This is a genomic window from Celeribacter halophilus (assembly GCF_018860305.1).
Classification (GTDB): Bacteria; Pseudomonadota; Alphaproteobacteria; order Rhodobacterales; family Rhodobacteraceae; genus Celeribacter; species Celeribacter halophilus_A.
The window spans coordinates 198,145-216,752 of record NZ_JAHKPE010000013.1 but is presented as its reverse complement, the minus strand read 5'-3'; the positions used below and the strand labels follow the sequence as shown (position 1 = coordinate 216,752).

General features: G+C 59.7%; 17 protein-coding genes. 4 read left to right on the top strand and 13 right to left on the bottom strand.

What is annotated here, in order from left to right; genetic code table 11:
- The first annotated feature begins 65 nt into the window (after positions 1-65).
- On the top strand, positions 66-635 hold the full coding sequence (locus KO492_RS02720) for a YcbK family protein (protein WP_216043555.1): 570 nt from the start codon (positions 66-68) through the stop codon (positions 633-635).
- A gap of 72 nt (positions 636-707) precedes the next feature.
- On the opposite strand, the gene KO492_RS02715 is transcribed toward KO492_RS02720, so the two are convergent.
- The 4 genes from KO492_RS02715 to xylB all read right to left on the bottom strand — a co-directional run bounded on the left by KO492_RS02715 (position 708) and on the right by xylB (position 5,386).
- Complete coding sequence (locus KO492_RS02715) at positions 708-896, bottom strand: hypothetical protein (RefSeq protein WP_216043554.1); 189 nt, start codon at positions 894-896, stop codon at positions 708-710.
- A 216-nt stretch (positions 897-1,112) separates the two neighbouring features.
- Positions 1,113-2,807 carry an adenine deaminase gene (gene ade / locus KO492_RS02710; RefSeq protein WP_216043553.1) on the bottom strand — a complete coding sequence of 565 codons (1,695 nt, stop codon included), beginning with the start codon at positions 2,805-2,807 and terminating at the stop codon, positions 1,113-1,115.
- Positions 2,808-2,816: 9 nt separating this feature from the next.
- On the bottom strand, positions 2,817-3,797 hold the full coding sequence (locus KO492_RS02705; protein WP_216043552.1) for an NAD(P)-dependent oxidoreductase: 981 nt from the start codon (positions 3,795-3,797) through the stop codon (positions 2,817-2,819).
- Positions 3,798-3,946: 149 nt separating this feature from the next.
- Positions 3,947-5,386, bottom strand: coding sequence for a xylulokinase (gene xylB / locus KO492_RS02700; RefSeq protein ID WP_216043551.1), 1,440 nt, complete (start codon positions 5,384-5,386; stop codon positions 3,947-3,949).
- Positions 5,387-5,618: 232 nt separating this feature from the next.
- Here xylB and KO492_RS02695 point away from each other — a divergent pair, with 232 nt between their 5' ends.
- Positions 5,619-7,133, top strand: a complete 1,515-nt coding sequence (locus tag KO492_RS02695) for a CRTAC1 family protein (RefSeq protein WP_216043550.1) — start codon at positions 5,619-5,621, stop codon at positions 7,131-7,133.
- Positions 7,134-7,171: 38 nt separating this feature from the next.
- Here the strand turns inward: KO492_RS02695 and KO492_RS02690 are convergent, their stop codons facing one another.
- Both KO492_RS02690 and mgrA read right to left on the bottom strand, forming a co-directional pair.
- On the bottom strand, positions 7,172-8,014 hold the full coding sequence (locus KO492_RS02690) for a TolB family protein (protein ID WP_216043549.1): 843 nt from the start codon (positions 8,012-8,014) through the stop codon (positions 7,172-7,174).
- An 88-nt stretch (positions 8,015-8,102) separates the two neighbouring features.
- Entirely contained in the window at positions 8,103-9,143 is a 1,041-nt protein-coding gene (mgrA, locus tag KO492_RS02685; RefSeq protein ID WP_216043548.1) for an L-glyceraldehyde 3-phosphate reductase, read from the bottom strand.
- A gap of 294 nt (positions 9,144-9,437) precedes the next feature.
- Here mgrA and KO492_RS02680 point away from each other — a divergent pair, with 294 nt between their 5' ends.
- Both KO492_RS02680 and KO492_RS02675 read left to right on the top strand, forming a co-directional pair.
- On the top strand, positions 9,438-9,959 hold the full coding sequence (locus KO492_RS02680) for a TRAP transporter small permease (protein WP_216043547.1): 522 nt from the start codon (positions 9,438-9,440) through the stop codon (positions 9,957-9,959).
- Entirely contained in the window at positions 9,946-11,268 is a 1,323-nt protein-coding gene (locus KO492_RS02675) for a TRAP transporter large permease (RefSeq protein ID WP_216043546.1), read from the top strand. The genes KO492_RS02680 and KO492_RS02675 overlap by 14 nt, the downstream gene beginning before the upstream one ends.
- Positions 11,269-11,328: 60 nt before the next feature.
- Here the strand turns inward: KO492_RS02675 and KO492_RS02670 are convergent, their stop codons facing one another.
- The 7 genes from KO492_RS02670 to prfB all read right to left on the bottom strand — a co-directional run bounded on the left by KO492_RS02670 (position 11,329) and on the right by prfB (position 18,591).
- A complete protein-coding gene (locus tag KO492_RS02670; protein WP_216043545.1) occupies positions 11,329-13,125 on the bottom strand; it encodes a SulP family inorganic anion transporter in 1,797 nt (598 codons plus the stop codon).
- Positions 13,126-13,195: 70 nt separating this feature from the next.
- On the bottom strand, positions 13,196-14,872 hold the full coding sequence (locus KO492_RS02665; protein ID WP_216043544.1) for a bifunctional protein tyrosine phosphatase family protein/NAD(P)/FAD-dependent oxidoreductase: 1,677 nt from the start codon (positions 14,870-14,872) through the stop codon (positions 13,196-13,198).
- 86 nt (positions 14,873-14,958) lie between these two features.
- Positions 14,959-15,372 carry a TIGR01244 family sulfur transferase gene (locus KO492_RS02660; protein ID WP_216043543.1) on the bottom strand — a complete coding sequence of 138 codons (414 nt, stop codon included), beginning with the start codon at positions 15,370-15,372 and terminating at the stop codon, positions 14,959-14,961.
- Positions 15,373-15,419: 47 nt separating this feature from the next.
- Positions 15,420-16,310, bottom strand: a complete 891-nt coding sequence (locus tag KO492_RS02655) for an MBL fold metallo-hydrolase (RefSeq protein ID WP_216043542.1) — start codon at positions 16,308-16,310, stop codon at positions 15,420-15,422.
- Between the two features lie 26 nt (positions 16,311-16,336).
- Positions 16,337-16,780 (bottom strand): DUF6691 family protein, encoded by a 444-nt coding sequence (locus KO492_RS02650; RefSeq protein ID WP_216043541.1) that lies wholly within the window; start codon positions 16,778-16,780, stop codon positions 16,337-16,339.
- 1 nt (position 16,781) lies between these two features.
- Positions 16,782-17,231, bottom strand: coding sequence for a YeeE/YedE family protein (locus KO492_RS02645; protein ID WP_216043540.1), 450 nt, complete (start codon positions 17,229-17,231; stop codon positions 16,782-16,784).
- A 238-nt stretch (positions 17,232-17,469) separates the two neighbouring features.
- Positions 17,470-18,591 carry a peptide chain release factor 2 gene (gene prfB / locus KO492_RS02640; RefSeq protein ID WP_216043539.1) on the bottom strand — a complete coding sequence of 374 codons (1,122 nt, stop codon included), beginning with the start codon at positions 18,589-18,591 and terminating at the stop codon, positions 17,470-17,472.
- Between the last annotated feature and the right edge of the window lie 17 nt (positions 18,592-18,608).

Here is an 18,608-nt window from a genome sequence, read left to right as displayed (position 1 = left end):
AGTTGGCACAAGAAAGACATACCGCGTGAGGCGGGAACAGGTAAGCGACGGGACGCTTTGATAGAATGACGAATAAAGCAAGTGGCGTGATCACACGCCGTGGACTTCTTCGCGGATTTGCAGCAACAGCCATCAGCGCAACTCCAGTATATGCCAATGCAGCAGGCTTCCTGCGCGGCGCAGGCGACGTTCGTCGGATCAACATGTATTCGGGTCGTACAGGCGAAAGCATCGACACGATTTACTGGATCGAAGGCGAATATATCCCCGAGGCGCTCAAGGAAATCACCTATTTCTTCCGTGACTGGCGCAATTCCAAAGTCAAAGCCGTGGATGCACGCACCGTAGATATCATGACGGCAGCGCACCGGCTGATGGAAACCGACGAGCCCTATATGCTCCTGTCCGGTTACCGCTCCCCCGAAACCAACGCCATGCTGCGCGCGCGTTCGCGCGGTGTCGCCAAGAACTCGCTTCACATGAAAGCCCAAGCGGCCGACCTGCGTCTCAAATCCCGTTCCGTGACGCAAATGGCCTCTGCGGCGAAAGCCTGTTCTGCCGGAGGTGTGGGCACCTACCGTGGCTCCAACTTCGTCCATATGGATTGCGGCGTGGTTCGCAGCTGGAACGGCTAAGCCGAACACTTATTCCCGATACAAAAAGCCGCCTTTAAGGCGGCTTTTTTCATGGCATAATTCTATCAAACCTCACGCGCCCATAAATTCCGGCACATCAACGGGTTTGAGATCGGCCGGGCTCTCCCCGTCCTGAATTTCCTGACAGGCCACCGGATAATGATCATCCGTCGTGCATTGCGACACCGGATAACGCTCCACGCTTTCGCAAGCGGCAAGGCTCAAAGCGACCAGCGCCATGGGCAGGATCAGTTTCTTCATCTCATCTCTCCTTTACAAACGCCCCGTCTGAACAATCCGTTTCACGACACATGCGGGGCGTGTTTACTCTTTGATCTCGACGCAACATGTGGTCACTTTGACAGTTTCGTCAATATGGGAAGCGCACGGAACTGAACCGATCAGTTCACTTTTTCTTTCAAGCAAGAACACCCCCTGTTTCCAGAAGGTGCTGTGAGATTGCAAAGAGAGGTGAGTTCAGGCGATGATTTCGAACTTGGTCACATCTACCATGCCGCGATCCGTGATCTTGAGCGCGGGAATAACCGGCAGTGCCAGAAAGGCCAGTTGCAAAAACGGCTCTTCCAGAGTGACCCCCAAAGAAGCCGCGGCCTTGCGCAATTCGATCAGGTGATCACGCACCACCTCGAAAGGCTCAAGGCTCATCAACCCCGCAACAGGCAGCGCCAGTTCGGCCAAAACCTCCCCATCACGCACCACTACAAAGCCACCCTCGATCTCCGAAAGCCGATTGGCGGCCAGCGCCATGTCCCCGTAATCGACGCCGACACAGGCGATATTGTGGTGATCATGGCAAACCGTGGAGGCAATCGCCCCCGCCTTCAGCCCGAAGCCTTTGACAAAGCCACTGGCGATATTGCCGTTCTTGCCATGCCGCTCGATCACCGTGATGCGCGTCAGATCGCGGGAAGGATCCGGCGCCTTGTCACCATCAACGATCGGCACGGTCTCATGCAGATGCTCGGTGATGATCTTGCCCTCAAGAATACCGATCACATCGGTCTCTTCACGGTTGGCACTGGCACGGAAATCCTCCGGCACCACCTTCGGCGCCTTGACCGAGCCGCGCCCCACAGGGGCCACATGACCGCGGGCTTCAAACGCTTCGTCTGTCACCTCAATACCGCCAGCAAAGACTATGGAAGCATTACACTTTTCCAGACTGTCGAGCACAACAATGTCGGCGCGTTTGCCCGGCGCGATCATGCCGCGATCCTTGAGACCGAAAGCCTCCGCCGCCGACAGGGTCGCCGCGCGATACACCGCCAGAGCCGGACTGCCCAACGCGATCAACTCGCGGATCACATAATCCAGATGGCCATATTCCCCGATGTCCAGCGGGTTACGATCATCGGTGCACAGGCACATGTAAGGCGCGGTCAGATGGGTGAGCAGAGGTTGCAGGGCATGCATATCCTTGGACACAGATCCCTCGCGGATCAGCACCCGCATCCCCTTGCGCAACTTCTCGCGCGCCTCTTCGGCGGTGGTGGCCTCATGTTCGGTGCGAATCCCCGCCGCAATATAGGCGTTGAGGTCAGCTCCCGAAAGCTGGGGACAATGGCCGTCAATATGGGCATCCTCGAACAGCCGGATTTTCTTCATCGCCTCCGCGTCGCGGTGGATCACGCCGGGGTAATTCATGAACTCGGCCAGCCCGATGCCGGAGGGATGCCCCATCACCTCGGCAATGTCTTCGGCCAGTAGCTCCGCCCCCGCCGTCTCCATATGGGTCGAAGGCACACAGGAGGAAAGCTGCACACGGATCGACATGAGCGTATGCTCGGAGGCGGCCTGAAAATAGCGAATCCCAGGCAAGCCAATCACATTGGCGATCTCGTGCGGGTCACAAATCGCCGTGGTCACACCACGCGGCAACACGCAGCGGTCAAATTCGAAAGGCGTGACCAGAGAGCTTTCGATATGCAGATGCGTATCAATGAAACCCGGCACGATCACCTGCCCCGTCACATCAATCTCGCGCCTGCCGTGATAGCTCTCATAGACGCCCGCGATCCGGTCGCCCACAATGGCGACATCGCCCGCAATCAATTCGCCGGTCATCAGATCAAAGATCAAGCCGTTTTTCAGCACGATATCGGCGGGTTCCTCGCCACGCGCCACCGCAATCCGCCGTTCCAAATCACCCATCTCCGTCTCCTACACCCTGACCGCCGGAACGCGCTCCAAATCCTCGGGCAGGCCAAGCGCCGCCCGCTCCGCATCCCTGCGGCTCACCAACCAGACAACGCGCCCACCGGCCTCATATTTCGACATGATCGCCTTGCGCTGGTCCGACAAAAGCCAGTCTTCCGTGCCATAGCTCTGCCCGACAATCACCCGCTCGGCATCGCGGCGGGCCAGTTCCAGCATGGGCGCAAATTCCGGCTCGGCGCAAATCACCAGATCGGCCTCCTGCATCCGCTGTACCGCACGCAGAGTCATCAGGTCGGGCTCGACGCTGCCAACAGGCAAAAGCGCCACGGCACCCTGCCCCGTGTCCTCCGGCGCACCACCGGCGGCCATCGCAGCCTTGATCTTTTCCGCCGCCTCACGCTCGGCCCCGCGAGCAAAGGACTGGCGCGGACTGCCCTGATAGACCCAGCGCCAGAAGGCCCGCCGCTTCTCACGCGGCATCTCTTCGGCCACCGTATCACGCAAGCGCCCTCCCAAGGCCACAAGCTCGCCCAGACGCGGCTCCAGCAGGCTTTCCATCCGCGTCTTGATCTGACGGGCAAGCACGGGAGCCGCCCCTTCCGTGCCAATGGCCACCACGAGCGGATCACGGTCCACAATAGAAGGCGTGTTGGCCTCGCACAGATCGGGCCGGTCCACCACATTGACCAAGGCTCCTGCGGCACGCACCACCTGAGCCAGTTCCGCATCCCGCGCCTCGTCTTCGGTGCAGACAAACACCAGCGCGGCATTGGCAAAAAGCGACTCGTCGATCTCCCCCGCGTGATGCTCGGCGCGGCCTTCGGCCACCAGAGCGGCCAGTTCCACGTCAAGCTCCGGCGCGACAAGCACGATCCGCGCTTCGGTTTTCAGCATCAAACGCGCCTTTTGCGCCGCTGTTTCGCCGCCACCGAGAATCACAACATCGCGCCCGCTCATACGCAGGAACATGGGAAAGAATTTCATCGCGCGACCTCTTTTGTCTTTTCCCCAGAGTCACCGATTGGCGCGCGAATGACAAGCCCGACAGAACGGTCACCTGACCGGCCTGTTAAAACCGCCTTTGCAGATCACTGCCGCGCTGTCAGCCCCCAACGAAGCCTCTTAAAAATCGCTCACCGCAAGGTTTTAATCGCGGTTTGCGCCGCTTTGAACCGCACGAACCCGTCCTCGAAGGCCGAGGTCAATGCGGTGTTCGGCGCAATGGTGGTTTTGATTTCGGGGGCGGAGGCGATCTCTGTCCCGCCACCCGTCGCTGCCATCATGCCAAGACGTGCCGCACCAAAAGCGCCGCCGAAATCCCCCGCCACGGGAAGGTCTACAGGCACGCCCAAAGCCGTAGCAATCGCTTCGCACCAATACTGCGACCGGCTACCGCCGCCCACGGCCAAGAGACGTTCAATCTTTGTGCCCGTGGCCGCCAAAGCCTGTGCACAATCCTTGATCGCAAAACTCACACCTTCGAGCACCGCGCGCGTGCCTGCCGCCGTATCGGTGACATGTTCCAATCCCGTGAAAGCCCCGCGAATACCGGCATCGTTCAAAGGTGTGCGTTCCCCGCCCAGATAGGGCAGAAATTGCGTCTTGCCCGGCGCCTCAACAGCACCAAGCGCCGAGGTCAGTTGCGCTGCCTCCTGCCCGACAAAGCGCCCATACCAATTGAGCGCATCTGTCGCTGCAAGGATCACCCCCATCTGGTGCCATGTCTCCGGCAAGGCGTGACAGAATGTATGCACCGCTGTCTCCGCATCGGGGTGATAGCCGTCATTGGCGGCAAACAGCACGCCGGAAGTGCCAAGACTCACAAAGGCCTGACCGGCTTTGACCACGCCAACCCCGATGGCCGAGGCCGCATTGTCGCCACCACCGCCCGCAACGACACAGGAGGCCGGAATCCCCCATTTCGAGGCCAGTTCGGAGCGCAACTGGCCGGAGACTTCGGAGCCTTCCACCAGACGCGGCATAAAGCTGCGATCCATATCGGTCGCCGCCAGAAGCGTATCAGACCAATCACGTTTGCCCGTGTCGAACCAAGCGGTGCCTGCGCTGTCGGACATGTCGCCCACATAGTCACCCGTCAGATATAGCCGCAGATAATCCTTTGGCAGCAGAACCTTGGAGGTCTTTTTGAATATCTCGGGTTCATTGTTTTTTACCCAAAGAAGTTTCGGGGCGGTAAATCCCGGAAAGACGATATTGCCGGTGATCTCGCGGAACTTCGGATCGGCATCCAGAGTCGCCGCCTCCGCATGAGAGCGGGTGTCATTCCACAGGATACAGGGCCGGAGCACCTTGTCCGCATCATCCAGAAGCGTCGCGCCATGCATCTGGCCGGACAGGCCGATGCCTGCCACACCGGACAGGTCCGCCTGCGCACCGAGGGCGGCCAGAACCGCCTCACATGCATCCAGCCAGCTTTGCGGGTCCTGTTCCGACCAGCCATCCCGCGGGCGTTCATTCGTCAGCGCGGCATTCGCCTCCGCCACAACCTTCTGATCCGCGTCGATCAGAATGGCTTTGAGGCCGGAAGTCCCGAGATCAAGTCCGATATACATGTAAGTTCCATTCTTTATGGGCACGACAGTTATGCGCCCGACCTGAAGTTCAGATCAATAGGCTTGCTGCGGCTTTTTCCCCTAAGGATCATGCAAACCAGAGCCGAGCCTCTACGACACCCCTGCATTGAGCCTTCTCTCCGGCGACCGCTTGCGCTACGACTTCCTCTATGCCGAGGATGTGCGCAGCGAAAGCCTTGGCACTTGATTTTGCGACGGAGATGCTTGTGGGATGACCCACCGATTACTGGTTTTTGCCTTTGGCCTGATAACGACGACCCCCTTGCCACTTCTGGCCCAATCCATACCGCAGTTCCAGAACCGTTCGGACGCCCTGCCTGCCCATATCTATGGCGGCGGATGGGAGCATTTTGTGGGGGGCGGTCTGGCCGTCTTTGATTGCAACAGCGACGGGATGCCCGAGATTTTCGCCGCTGGCGGAGAAAATCCCGCGCAGTTGATGCTGAACCGCTCGTTTCAAGGCGAGGCCCTGCGTTTCGAAGCGGGCGAGATCATGGAGATCACCGGCGTCACAGGGGCATACCCGCTCGACATTGACAGCGATGGCGTGACCGATCTGGCGGTGCTGCGGGCGGGCGAGAACCTGTTGCTGCGCGGGCTGGGTGATTGCGCTTTTGAACGCGCCAATGAGGCATGGGGTTTTGACGGCGGTGACCGCTGGACCACAGCCTTTGCCGCAGGTTGGGAGGGTGATGCCAACCGTCCGACACTGTTTTTTGGCAATTACGTCAATCGCGACGATCCTGACGGGCCGTTCTGCGATGCCAACGAGTTGTACCGGCCTGTGGAGGGCAGCTATGAGAAAACCCTGCTGGAGCCGGGGTTTTGCACGCTCTCGGCGCTGATCTCCAAAGGCGCGCGCGGCAAACAAAGCCTGCGCCTCTCCAATGACCGATACTCCTACATCAAAGACGGCTACGAACAGCTTTATGATCTACAAGACAACCGCTTTCTCGATGCGCAAGACGGCTGGGAACAGCTGTCGATCTGGGGCAAGGGGATTGCGGAGCGGGATGTGAATGGCGATGCCGTACCGGATGTGATGCTGACCTCAATGGGCGATCAGCTTTTGCTACTGGGCCATGAGGACGGAAGCTACAGCCCCGCGCCCTACAAGATCGGCACCTATGCCCACCGTCCGCATCTGGGGGATGACGGGCGGCCTTCGACGGGCTGGGCGGCGGATTGGGGCGATGTGGACAATGACACGCGCGCGGACCTGTTCATCGCCAAGGGCAATGTCGAACAAATGCCGGGAAGTGCGGCGCATGATCCGAACAATCTCTTGCAGCAAAAGTCCGATGGCACGTTCCGCGAGGTCTCGATTGCCGCCGGTGTCGCCTCTATGGCGAAATCCCGTGGCGGGCATCTGGTGGACCTGAATGGCGATGGCAAGCTCGATCTGGTGGTGGTGAACCGTGAGAGCGAGATGGAACTCTACGAGAATGTCACACGCAATGTCGGGCAATATCTGGCCGTCACCCTGCGCCAGTCCGGCCTCAATCCGCAGGCCGTGGGTGCCACGGTCGAACTGCTCACCAATCGCGGATTGCAGCGTCAGGAGATCACCATCGGCGGCAGCCATGCCTCGGGCAAGTCGGTCCCGTTGCATTTCGGTCTGGCCGATGCCGAAACCGCGCAGGTCAGGGTGATCTGGCCTGATGGCGAAGAAAGCGACTGGATCAAGCTGACCTCATTCAACCGCTGGGTCGAGCTTGCGCGTTAGCGCTCTATGTTTCGAATGGAAGACCGGAAAGCACCGGATCAGGACGCATATTCGACATAGGCAAAGGCCTGCCCGTCCGGCGACCACGACGGCACATTGAGCGTGCCCTGCCCGCCCGTGAGTGTCAGCAAGGTGCGCGTCGATTGAGTTGCCTCCTCCCAGAGCCGCAAGGCCACATGCATCCCCGCAGGATGGCCCACAGTGCCCTCGGGATAGGCGAGGTAAACCACTTTCTCCCCGTCTGCCACCGCAGGTGCGGGATGTGGAAACCAGTTCACCAAAGCATCAGCCGTCATCCGCTCCAGACCTGACCCGTCGAGACGCACCCGCCAGAGTTCCGAGGCCCCTGTCCGGTCCGAGTTGAACCAGATCCACTCCCCATCTGCGGAGAAATCCGGCCCGTCGTAGTGATGCGCCCCCTCGATCACACAGGTCTCCTGCGTGCCATCCGTGAGCGCTGTGTAAATGCCGAAAAGCCCTTCGCGCACCGCCGTGTAACAGATCATCCGCCCGTCCGGCGAAGCCCCATGAAACCACGCGGGCGTCTTACCAACGATCTCCACGGGATCATCCTCTGCGGCCAAGGATTGCCGCCAGATACGCGCGCCGTGACCATAAGAGTGATCGCTGAAATACAGAACCTCCCCATCGGGTGATACCCCGTGGTCATTGTTCAGATTGATACAAAGTCCGGTGTCGATTTCCAACAGTTCCGGCTGTTCCAGATCAACCCAGAACAGGCTGCCCCCGCCATTGACGATCAGCGCGGAACCATCGGGCACCCAATTGGGCGCAGCGATCTCCATATCCGTTTCAAGGACAGGAAACCCCGCCCCTTCCTCGAAATCGTAAATCATCAAACGCGAGACCCAACCCGACATGGTATTCCTCCCGAAACCTGTTTCCGACAAGCCTATACCGTGCCGCGCCCCGCGCCAATGGCAGAAACCCGAACCGAAGCTGTCCGGCTCACCCCTCTCCGTGGCCTTCGGACGATTGCGCCCAGAGGTTGATGTTATCCACCTCGACCGCATCATCAATGGCCGCAAGTTCTTCGGCTGTGAACGCAAGGTTCCCGATGGCACCGACACAATCCACAACCTGCGACGGTTTCGACGCTCCGATCAGCGCAGAGGTGATCCCGCCGTTGCGCAACACCCATGCAATCGCCATTTGCGCAAGGCTTTGTCCGCGCGCGGCGGCAATGTCATTGAGCCTGTTGAGCGAGGCAATCGCACGGTCGGACAGAACATGCGGATCAAGAGATTTCCCCTGTGTCGCCCGCGATCCTTCCGGAATGCCCTTGAGATATTTGCCCGTCAGCATGCCTTGCGCCAAGGGCGTGAAGGCGATGGAGCCTACGCCCAGCTCTTGCAACGTCTCCTTGAGACCATCGCGCTCCACCCAACGATTGAGCATGTTATAGCTGGGCTGGTGGATCAGGCAGGGCGTGCCCAGTTCCTCAAGAATGGCCACCGCCTCACGCGTGCGCTCTGCATTGTAGGACGAAATCCCGACATAAAGCGCCTTGCCCTGCCGCACGATACTGTCCAGCGCGCCCATGGTTTCTTCCAGAGGCGTCTCCGGATCAAAACGGTGCGAATAGAAAATATCGACATAATCAACGCCCAGACGTTTCAGAGACTGGTCACAGGAGGCCATGACATATTTGCGCGATCCCCATTCACCATACGGTCCCGGCCACATGTCATAGCCCGCCTTGGACGAGATAATCATCTCGTCACGATAGCCCCTGAAATCCGTTTTCAAAATCTCGCCAAACGCCGTCTCCGCACTGCCCGGAGGCGGACCGTAGTTGTTGGCCAGATCGAAATGCGTGATGCCCAGATCAAAAGCCGTGTGCAGGATCTCCCGCTTGGTCTGGTGCGGCGTATCGTGGCCGAAATTGTGCCAAAGCCCCAAAGAAATCGCGGGCAGTTTCAGACCGGATTTACCGCATCTGCGGTAAACCATTGTGTCGTAACGGGTCTCTGCGGGTATATAGCTCATGAGGTCCTCCCTTTCACAGCTTGCATGCCTGAACACGCCTCCAAGAGTTGAAGCCGCGCGGCCTCTTCGTCAATCTCGGAAAACCGCGCAATGGGGGTGCTGAAAGTGCGGCCCCCATGGCCACCGGCACATTTCACCCTGCACACGTATTTCGCGCCCCTGTTTCCTTTGTGCCCGAAATACTCAAATCCGCCTGCCGCGCCGGTAAACCCCGCCTGATTTTTCTTTGACCTTTGCCCCTGCTCCGCTAAACCCCCTCGTCATGGGACGGCCATAGAAAGCAGCGAGGCGCGGATGTATCACAACCTGTCAAAAGCCGTTCGCGGGCTCGCAAAGTTAACGGCACTGACCGGCGGACTGAGCCTATTTGCGGTGATCATTCTGACCTGCCTCTCCGTCTCGGGACGCGCGCTGGACGGGTTGGGATTCGGCCCTGTTCCCGGCGACATCGAACTGGTGGAACTGGGCATCGGCTTTGCCGTTTTCACCAGCCTGCCCTACGCCCAATACATGCGCGCACATGCCCGCGTTGATCTGTTCAAACCTGTCTTCGGCGAGGCGCTGAACCGGTGGCTCGACCTGGCCGGCGATCTGTTGATGCTGGGGTTCACCGCCCTTCTGGCATGGCGACTCTGGTTCGGCATGATGGACAAAGCCGCCTATGGCGAGACCTCTTTTATCCTGCAAATCCCGCTGCTTTGGGGCTATGCCGCCGCGATGGCCGCCATGTGCGTGGCGGTGCTGGTGGCGCTGTTTTGTGTGTTGCGCGCGGCAAGGGCTGTTTTCAATCGGGAGGCACAGCATGAGCCGCTTTGAAATCGGGCTTTGGTCCTTTCCGGTCCTGCTTTTGCTGATCTTCCTGCGCGTGCCGATCGGCGTGGCGATGGGGATTGTGGGCTTCGGCGGGGCCTATCTTTTGAACGGCAACGCGATCATGATGCTCAGCCAACTCAAGCATCTGACCTATGGCGATTTCTCCTCCTACAGTTTCTCGATCATCCCGCTGTTTCTGTTGATGGGCCATTTCGCCACTTTGGGCGGCATGTCGGCGGCGCTGTTCAAAGCCGCAGAGACATGGCTCGGTCACCGCAAAGGCGGGGTTGCTATGGCCGCGGTGGGAGCCTGCGCAGGGTTTGGGGCGATTTGCGGCTCGTCACTGGCCACGGCGGCCACGATGGGCAAGACCGCCCTGCCGGAACTTAAACGCTACGGCTACTCGGGACGCCTCGCCACGGGTGCACTGGCGGCGGGCGGCACTTTGGGCATTTTGATCCCGCCCTCGGTGATCCTTGTGATCTACGCCATGCTGGCTGAGGAAAACATCGCCAAGCTCTTTGTCGCGGCCTTTGTTCCCGGCCTTCTCGCGGCCCTTGGCTATATGCTGTGCATCTCGATCTATGTGCGCCTGCACCCCGAGAGTTGCGGCGGGCGCGACAGGGCCGCGTGGTCCGAGCGCCTCACTGCACTCGTCAAGGTCTGGCCGGTTCTCGCCATTTTCATTGCCGTTGTCGGCGGCATTTACCTTGGCATATTCACCCCCACCGAAGCCGCCGCATTGGGGGCGGCGGGCACAGGGGTGGTGGCGCTACTGACAGGCGGGCTGACGTGGCGCAGCGCAGGCGAGGCGGTTCTGGAAACTGCCGCATCGACGGGCATGATTTTCATCATCCTGATCGGGGCAAAAATCTTCAACAACTTCCTCGCCCTCTCCGGCCTGCCGATGGCAGCGGCGGGCTGGGCCGAAGGGCTGACCCTCTCGCCGTGGCTGATCCTGCTCGCCGTGCTTTTGATGTATCTCGCCTTCGGCTGCGTCATGGACAGCCTGTCGATGATCTTTCTCACCATCCCGATCCTCTACCCGATCATGGCGGGGCTGGATTTTGGCCTGTCACCCGACGAGTTTGGCTTGTGGTTCGGGATCATCGTGCTGATCGTCGTGGAGGTCGGGCTTATCACACCACCTGTCGGGATGAACCTCTTTATCATCAACGCATTGGACACGGATGTGCCCATCTCGGAAACCTTCAAAGGCACCTTGCCCTTTGTTCTGACCGACCTGATCCGTGTGGCCTTCCTCGTGGCTTTTCCGGTGCTAACGCTGGGGCTTGTGCGGGTTATCTTCTGAAAAACGCGCCCTTCCGTTTCCAGAAGGACGCGTTTCAAATTCACCAATCTCAAACCACGTTTATGCGGCCTCCTCCGGTGATGTAGACGGATTTTCGGGCGGTGTCGTGTTGCCCTCATCAGTCACATCCCCTAGCGCCTTCATCGCGGCGAACTGGTGCAAGAACACTTGCCCCGAAAGATCATGCAGAAAATGCGACTTTTGCAAACGGTCCATCACAGGGCCTTTGACCTCCGAGAGATGCAGCAAAATACCGTTATCCGCCAACCGCCGGTTGATCTCTTCAAGCGCCTCAAGCGCCGATGTGTCGATCTCGTTCACCGCAGGGCACATCAGCACCACATGTTTGATCGCCTGATCCTCTGCCACGCGATCAAGGATGTAATCCTCCAGAAACCGCGCATTGGCGAAATAGAGGCTCTCGTCGACACGGATGGTCACAAGCTCCGGTGTCGTACGCACCTCATGGCGTAGAACGTTGCGGAAATGCTGTGTCCCCGGCACGAGGCCGACCTCGGCGATGTGAGGTTTGGAGGTCTTGTAAAGATGTAAAGCGATGGAGAGGATCACCCCCGCCGAAACCCCCACCTCGACGCCCGAGAGCAGCGTCAGAATGATCGTGGCGAGAACAGCAGTGAAATCAGCCTTGGAGTAATCCCATGTGGTTTTAAGGATTTTGAAATCCACCAGAGAGAGCACAGCCACAATAATTGTCGCGGCCAGTGTGGCCTTGGGCAGGAAGTAGATCAGAGGCGTCAGGAACAGCGCGGCGATGCCAAGCCCCACCGCCGTGAATGCCCCCGCGGCGGGGGTTTCGGCACCGGCGTCGAAATTTACGACAGAGCGTGAAAACCCGCCCGTGACGGGAAAACCGCCCGTGAAAGCCGCGCCGATATTGGCCGCGCCCAAACCGATCAATTCCTGATCCGGATCAACCCTCTGGCGTTTCTTGGCCGCCAGTGTTTGCGCCACGGAGATGGATTCCACAAAGCCGATGATGGAGATCAAAAGCGCGGGCACGAAAAGCTGCTGCATCAGCACCAGCGAACTCACCGGCCATGTGAATGGCGGCAGACTTTGCGGCACCGCGCCGACGATCTTCACCCCTTGGCCGTCGAGATGGAAAACCCCTGTCACCAGCGTGGTCACAACCACCGCAGCCACAGGCCCCGCCTTGGTCACAACATCCGCCAGACGCGGCCCCAAGCCCGCTTTTTTCAGAAGCGGTTTCAAACCCTTACGCACCCAGAACAGGAACGCTGTGGCCGAAACCCCGATCACCAAAGTGATCCAGCTGATCTGGCCCAGATGCAACCACAGGCTCTCGATCAGATGCACGAGCGTATGCCCGCCCGCATCAATGCCGAGAATATGTTTGAGCTGGCTCGCCGCGATCAGGATGCCCGAGGCGGTGATGAACCCCGCGATCACCGGATGCGACAGGAAATTCGCCAGAAACCCGAGCCGGAACAGCCCCAGCGCCATGAGTATCGCCCCGGACAGAAAGGCCAGCGTGAGCGCGGCGGTGGCATAGCCTGCCGTGCCCTGTTCGGCCACCTGACCCACTGCTGCGGCGGTCATCAGCGAGACCACGGCTACCGGACCGACGGCCAGCGCGCGGGAGGTGCCGAAGACCGTGTAGAGCATGATCGGCACGATAGAGGCATAAAGCCCCGCCTCCGGCGGAAGCCCCGCCAGAAGCGCATAGGCCAGAGATTGCGGGATCAGCATGATCGTCACGATGATCGCCGCGATCCCGTCATTGGCAAAGGCTTGGCGATTGTATTTCGACCCCCAATCGAGAATGGGGAGATAGCGTTTCAAGAGACGCGGATTGAACGACACATTCAACGACACGGGCGTCGGTCCTTTCTATGAAGTCGGGCATGGGGGCGGCGCGCTTGCTCAGCGCAGCCGCCGCAGGCCCTTATTTGGCAGAGACTTTTTCGGGTTTTGCCATCCATTCCCTGCCGCGCAGCATGGCTTTCCAATAGATCGGCGGCAGGATTTGTTCCTTCAAAATCCATGCCTTACGCGTCGGCTTGGTGCCATCCAGAAGCCATTTCGGGAATGAGGGCAACAACACACCGCCATAGCCGAACTCGGCCAGAACGATCTTGCCCTTCTCCACCGTCAACGGACAGGAGCCATAGCCGTTATAGCCCGCCTGCGGCCCCTTGCCTTCGATGTCGGCAATGAGGTTCTCGGCCACAATCGGCGCCTGCATCCTTGCGGCGGCGGCGGTCTTGGCGTTGGGCGCGTTCATCACATCGCCCAGCGACCAGATATTGTCGAAGCTTTTGTGGCGCAGGGTGATCTGGTCCACGTCGACCCAGCCCTGTTCGTCGGCCAGAGGCGAGACCTTGATAAAGTCCGGCGCGCTTTGCGGCGGCACCACATGGATCATGTCAAAATCGAGTATGACTTCTGTCGGCTCTTCGTCGGGAATCGATATGGCAAAAGTGGCTTTCTTCGCCGGCCCGTCGATGGCTGTCAGGTTGTGGAAGAAATTCAGATGCGCGCCGTAGCGCTCCACATAGCTTTCCAGCGCGGGCACATAATCCTTGACGCCAAAGAGCACTCCGCCCGCCGTCATGAACTGAATGTCGATCTGGTCGAGAACCCCGCGCGTCTCCCATTCATAGGCAGAGAGATACATCGCCTTTTGCGGTGCACCGGCGCATTTGATCGGCATGGGCGGCTGGGTGAAAATGGCCCTGCCCCCCTTCAACCCCTTGACCAGTTCCCAAGTGTAAGGCGCCAGATCATAGCGGTAGTTCGAGGTCACGCCATTCTTGCCCAGCGTCTCCACCAAACCGTCGATCTTGTCCCAATCGAGCTTCAGCCCCGGACAGACGATCAACCGGTCGTATTTCACCACGCGGCACCCGTCGAGGATCACCGCGTTGTTCTGCGGCTCGAAAGCCGCCACGGCAGATTTGAGCCAATGCACCCCGCGCGGGATCAGCGATCCCATGGTTTTGGCTGTGGTCGAAGGCTCGAACACACCCGCGCCAACCATGGTCCAGCCGGGCTGGTAATAGTGAATATCCGCCGGATCAATGATCGCAATGTCGAGATCGGCCTTGCGCGCCTTGAGCGAGGCCGCCACGGCCACACCCGCCGCGCCGCCGCCAATGATCACCACCTCATGCTTGGCATCTTCGACGCTGTCTGTGGGGGTCACACCGCCATTGGCAATCCGGCGCGCCACGCCGGTCATGTCATAACCCGCCGCCTTGGTCGCGGCGAGAATATCGACCACGGATTTGTCCTTGGCCATCGCCAGAGACCAAAGCGTTGTCGTGCGCGTTCCTGTGCGGCAATAGCCGAACACCGGCCCCGGTAATTCGGTCAGCGCGGTGCGAAAGGCGTCTGCCGTCTCTTCGGTCACCATGCCGGGGGTCACAGGAAGATAAAGAAATTCAAGCCCCGCAGCCTGTGCGGCCTTGGCGATCTCCTCATGGGTCGGCTGGTCGGGGGCTTCGCCGTCGGGGCGGTTGCACACCACCGCGCGAAAGCCGCGACGCTTGAGCTTTTCCATGTCGTCAAGCTGGACCTGCCCCGACACAGACAGGCCGTCCGTGATCTTTTTGATATCCATACGCGCGTCTCCTTTATGAGGGACGCTTTGCCGTTTGGCAGTCGTCCCGAAATCATAACCGGCGGCGACGCACGAATGGAAATGCGTTAGCCCGCCAGATAGGGCTTGAGCCCTTGCATGTCATAGCCGGCACCTGCCGCCTGCGAGATGATCTCGTCGGCGTCCATCCGACCGGCTTGTGCCAGCGCCCACACGGTCGTCGAGCGGGTGCCGGAACGGCAATAGGCGTAGAACGGCCCGTCTTCCTCGCTTAGGACGCGGGCCGTTTCCGCAATCAGCTCTTCGGTGAACTGACCGGGAGTGACCGGCAGGTAGACAAAGCCCAGCCCTGCCGCCTTGGCCGCTTTCTCCATGGCTTCCGAGCCAAAATCCCCCTCAACCTCCATGTCCGGACGGTTGCAGATCAACGTCTTGAAGCCCTTTTCCTTGAGGATCGACACCTCTTCGGGGGTGATCTGGCTGCTGACGGTGATCTGGTCGTTGATCTTGTTGAAGTCCATGTCTGTCTCCTGTGCGTGGGTGTGGCCCCACGCGTCAGAAGACGCGGTTAGAGGCCGTTCACCGGAACTTTCAGAAAAGTCTTACCGTCTTCATCCGCAGGCGGCAATTCTCCGGCGCGCATATTCACCTGCAAAGAGGGAATAATCAAACGCGGCATGGCCAGTTGCGCATCGCGCTCCTCGCGGAATTTGACGAATTCCTCTTTGCTGCGACCGCCACCCACATGGATATTGTGCTCTTTTTCTGCCCCCACAGTGGTTTCCCACTGGATGTCACGCCCGTTGGGGCCGTAGTCATGGCACATGAACAGGCGCATCTCGTCGGGCAGCGCCAGCACTTTCTGGATCGAATCGTAGAGCGTGGCCGCATCCCCGCCCGGGAAATCGGCCCGCGCCGAGCCGCCATCGGGCATGAACAACGTGTCACCGGTGAAGGTCGCATCCCCCATCGTATGCACCATACAGGCGGGGGTGTGCCCCGGTGTATGCATGGCGAAACAGGTCATCTCGCCCACGGTATAGGTGTCGCCATCCTTGAACAGGCGGTCGAATTGCGAGCCGTCCCGCTGGAATTCCGTGCCTTCGTTAAAGACCTTGCCGAATGTGTCCTGCACGATGACGATATTCTCGCCAATACCGATCTTGCCGCCGAGCTTGTCCTGAATATAGGGCGCGGCAGAGAGGTGGTCGGCGTGGACATGGGTCTCGATCAACCATTCGAGGTTCAGCCCCTCGTCCTCGATATATTTGATGATCTTGTCGGCGGAGTCATAGGTGATCCGGCCAGCGGCATAGTCGATGTCCATGACGCTATCGACCACCGCACAGGCGTTGGAAGACGGGTCTTTGACCACATAGGAAATCGTCCATGTGGCCGGATCGAAAAAGGCTTTCACATCGGGTTTGACCGACATATCGACAGGGTAGTTCGAAGCCATGGGTAGCTCTCCTCTCTAGGCGGGGCTCAGCCCGCAGGGCGTGCCGCGCGGGCCGCCGTCAGTTTCATCAGGAATTTGGCCAGCAGGATTCCCGCAACAAGCGCGGCAAAGAACAGCCAGACCGAGGCGTTGAACGCGCCGAGTGCAGGAAGTGCGCCCCCCGGACAGAAGCCCGCGATGCCCCAGCCGACGCCGAACACCAAAGAGCCGCCCACCAACTTGGCATCGATCACTCGCGAGCTTGGCACGATGAATTTCGGCGCGAAGACGGGGGTCTCGAACCGTTTGAACAGCACGCGGTAGCCGATAAAGCTCACCACCACGGCGCCGCCCATCACGAAGATCAGGGACGGGTCCCAGACGCCGAAGAAATCGAAGAAATTCAGGACTTTTGCCGGATTGGCCATGCCGGACATGGAAATGCCGAGGCCGAAGATCAGGCCGGTCACATAGGTCAGGATCAGTTTCATCTTACACCCCCGCAAACACATGGCGGATGACATAGACGGTCACCGTGGTCGAGAGCATGAAGGACAGCGTGGCAACGATCGAACGCGGCGACAGCCGTGCCATGCCGCAGACCCCGTGGCCGGAGGTGCAGCCGGAGCCATAGGTCACGCCAAGCCCGACGATTACCCCGCCGCCCACAAGCGCCAGATTGGATACGGGCACCTCGATTGCGGGCATGTTGCCGGTGAACAGCGCATAAACCAGAGGTCCGGAGACCATCCCAGCAAGCAGCACCGCCCGCCATGCCCAGTCGGAGGAGTTGGCAGGGCTGATAAAGCCCGACAGGATGCCGGTCGCGCCAAAGATGCGCCCTTTGAGCGCCATCAGAAGCACGGCGGCTGTGCCGATCAGAACCCCGCCGAACAGCGAGGCAAAGGGGGTGAATTCCGTGGAAGTGATTTCTGTGATCATAGCCGGTTCCCGTTCATAGTCATGACGAGGGACCGCGTGTGGGTCATCTTCATCTTGTGCGTTTCCTTCTTGCGCGTTTTCCGCTTGGGACCATTCATATGCGACGACACGGAGGCCTGTCGGTGAGTTTGTCACATTGCGGCGCGCGGCACGCAGGAAGGCTCTCACGACACCGTAACAAAGACATGAAAAAGGCCCCGCAACGGGGGCCTCTCATCGTCCGGAGATGTCGGAAGCGTTACTCGCCCTGCGCATCCGCGCGCGACTTGCCGGAGACATTCATCGCCAGCGTCGCCGCCATGAACTTGTCGAGATCGCCGTCCAGCACGCCCTGCGTGTCCGAGGTCTCGTAATTGGTGCGCAGGTCTTTGACCATCTGGTAGGGCTGCATCACATAGGAGCGGATCTGGTTGCCCCAGCCTGCCGAACCTTTGCTTTCATGCGCCTCGTTGATCGCCGCGTTGCGCTTGTCGAGTTCCAACTGATAGAGCCGCGATTTCAGGGCCTTCATGGCAATGTCGCGGTTCTGGTGCTGGGATTTCTCGGAGCTTGTGACCACGATCCCCGTCGGGTGGTGGGTAATCCGCACCGCCGAGTCCGTGGTGTTGACGTGCTGACCACCCGCCCCCGAAGAACGATAGGTATCAATGCGGATATCGGCAGGGTTGATCTCGATGTCGATATTGTCATCCACCACCGGATAAACCCAGACGGAGGCAAAAGAAGTCTCGCGCGTGCCCTTGCCGAAGGGCGAAATCCGCACCAAGCGGTGCACACCGCTCTCGGACTTCAGCCAGCCATAGGCATTGTGGCCGGAAATCTTGTAGGCGACCGATTTGATGCCCGCTTCCGATCCGGCTTCCTCGGATTGCAGCTCGACCGTGTAGCCCTTTTTCTCCGCCCAACGCACATACATGCGCTGGAGCATCGAGGCCCAGTCACAGGCCTCCGTGCCGCCCGCGCCCGCGTTGATTTCGAGGAAGGTGTCATTGGCATCCGCCTCCCCGTCGAGAAGGGCTTCGAGCTCTTTCTCGGCGGCGGTTTCGGCCAGTGATTTCAGGCTTTCTTCCGCCTCGGTGACAACCTCCTGGTCGTCCTCCATCTCGCCCATCTCGATGAGTTCGATATTGTCCTTCATCTCCGTCTCGATGGAGGTGGCGGATTTCATCGCATCCATCAGCATCTGACGGTCACGCATGAGCTTTTGCGCCCGTTCGGGATCGTCCCAAAGCGTCGGATCCTCGATCATCGCGTTAAATTCTTCCAACCGATGCGGCGCGGTTTCCCAATCCAGACGCTGCTTCAAAAGCGCCACGGATTTTTCGATCTTGGCCACGATATTCTGGATTTCAGCACGCACGAGTGAGTCACCTTGTC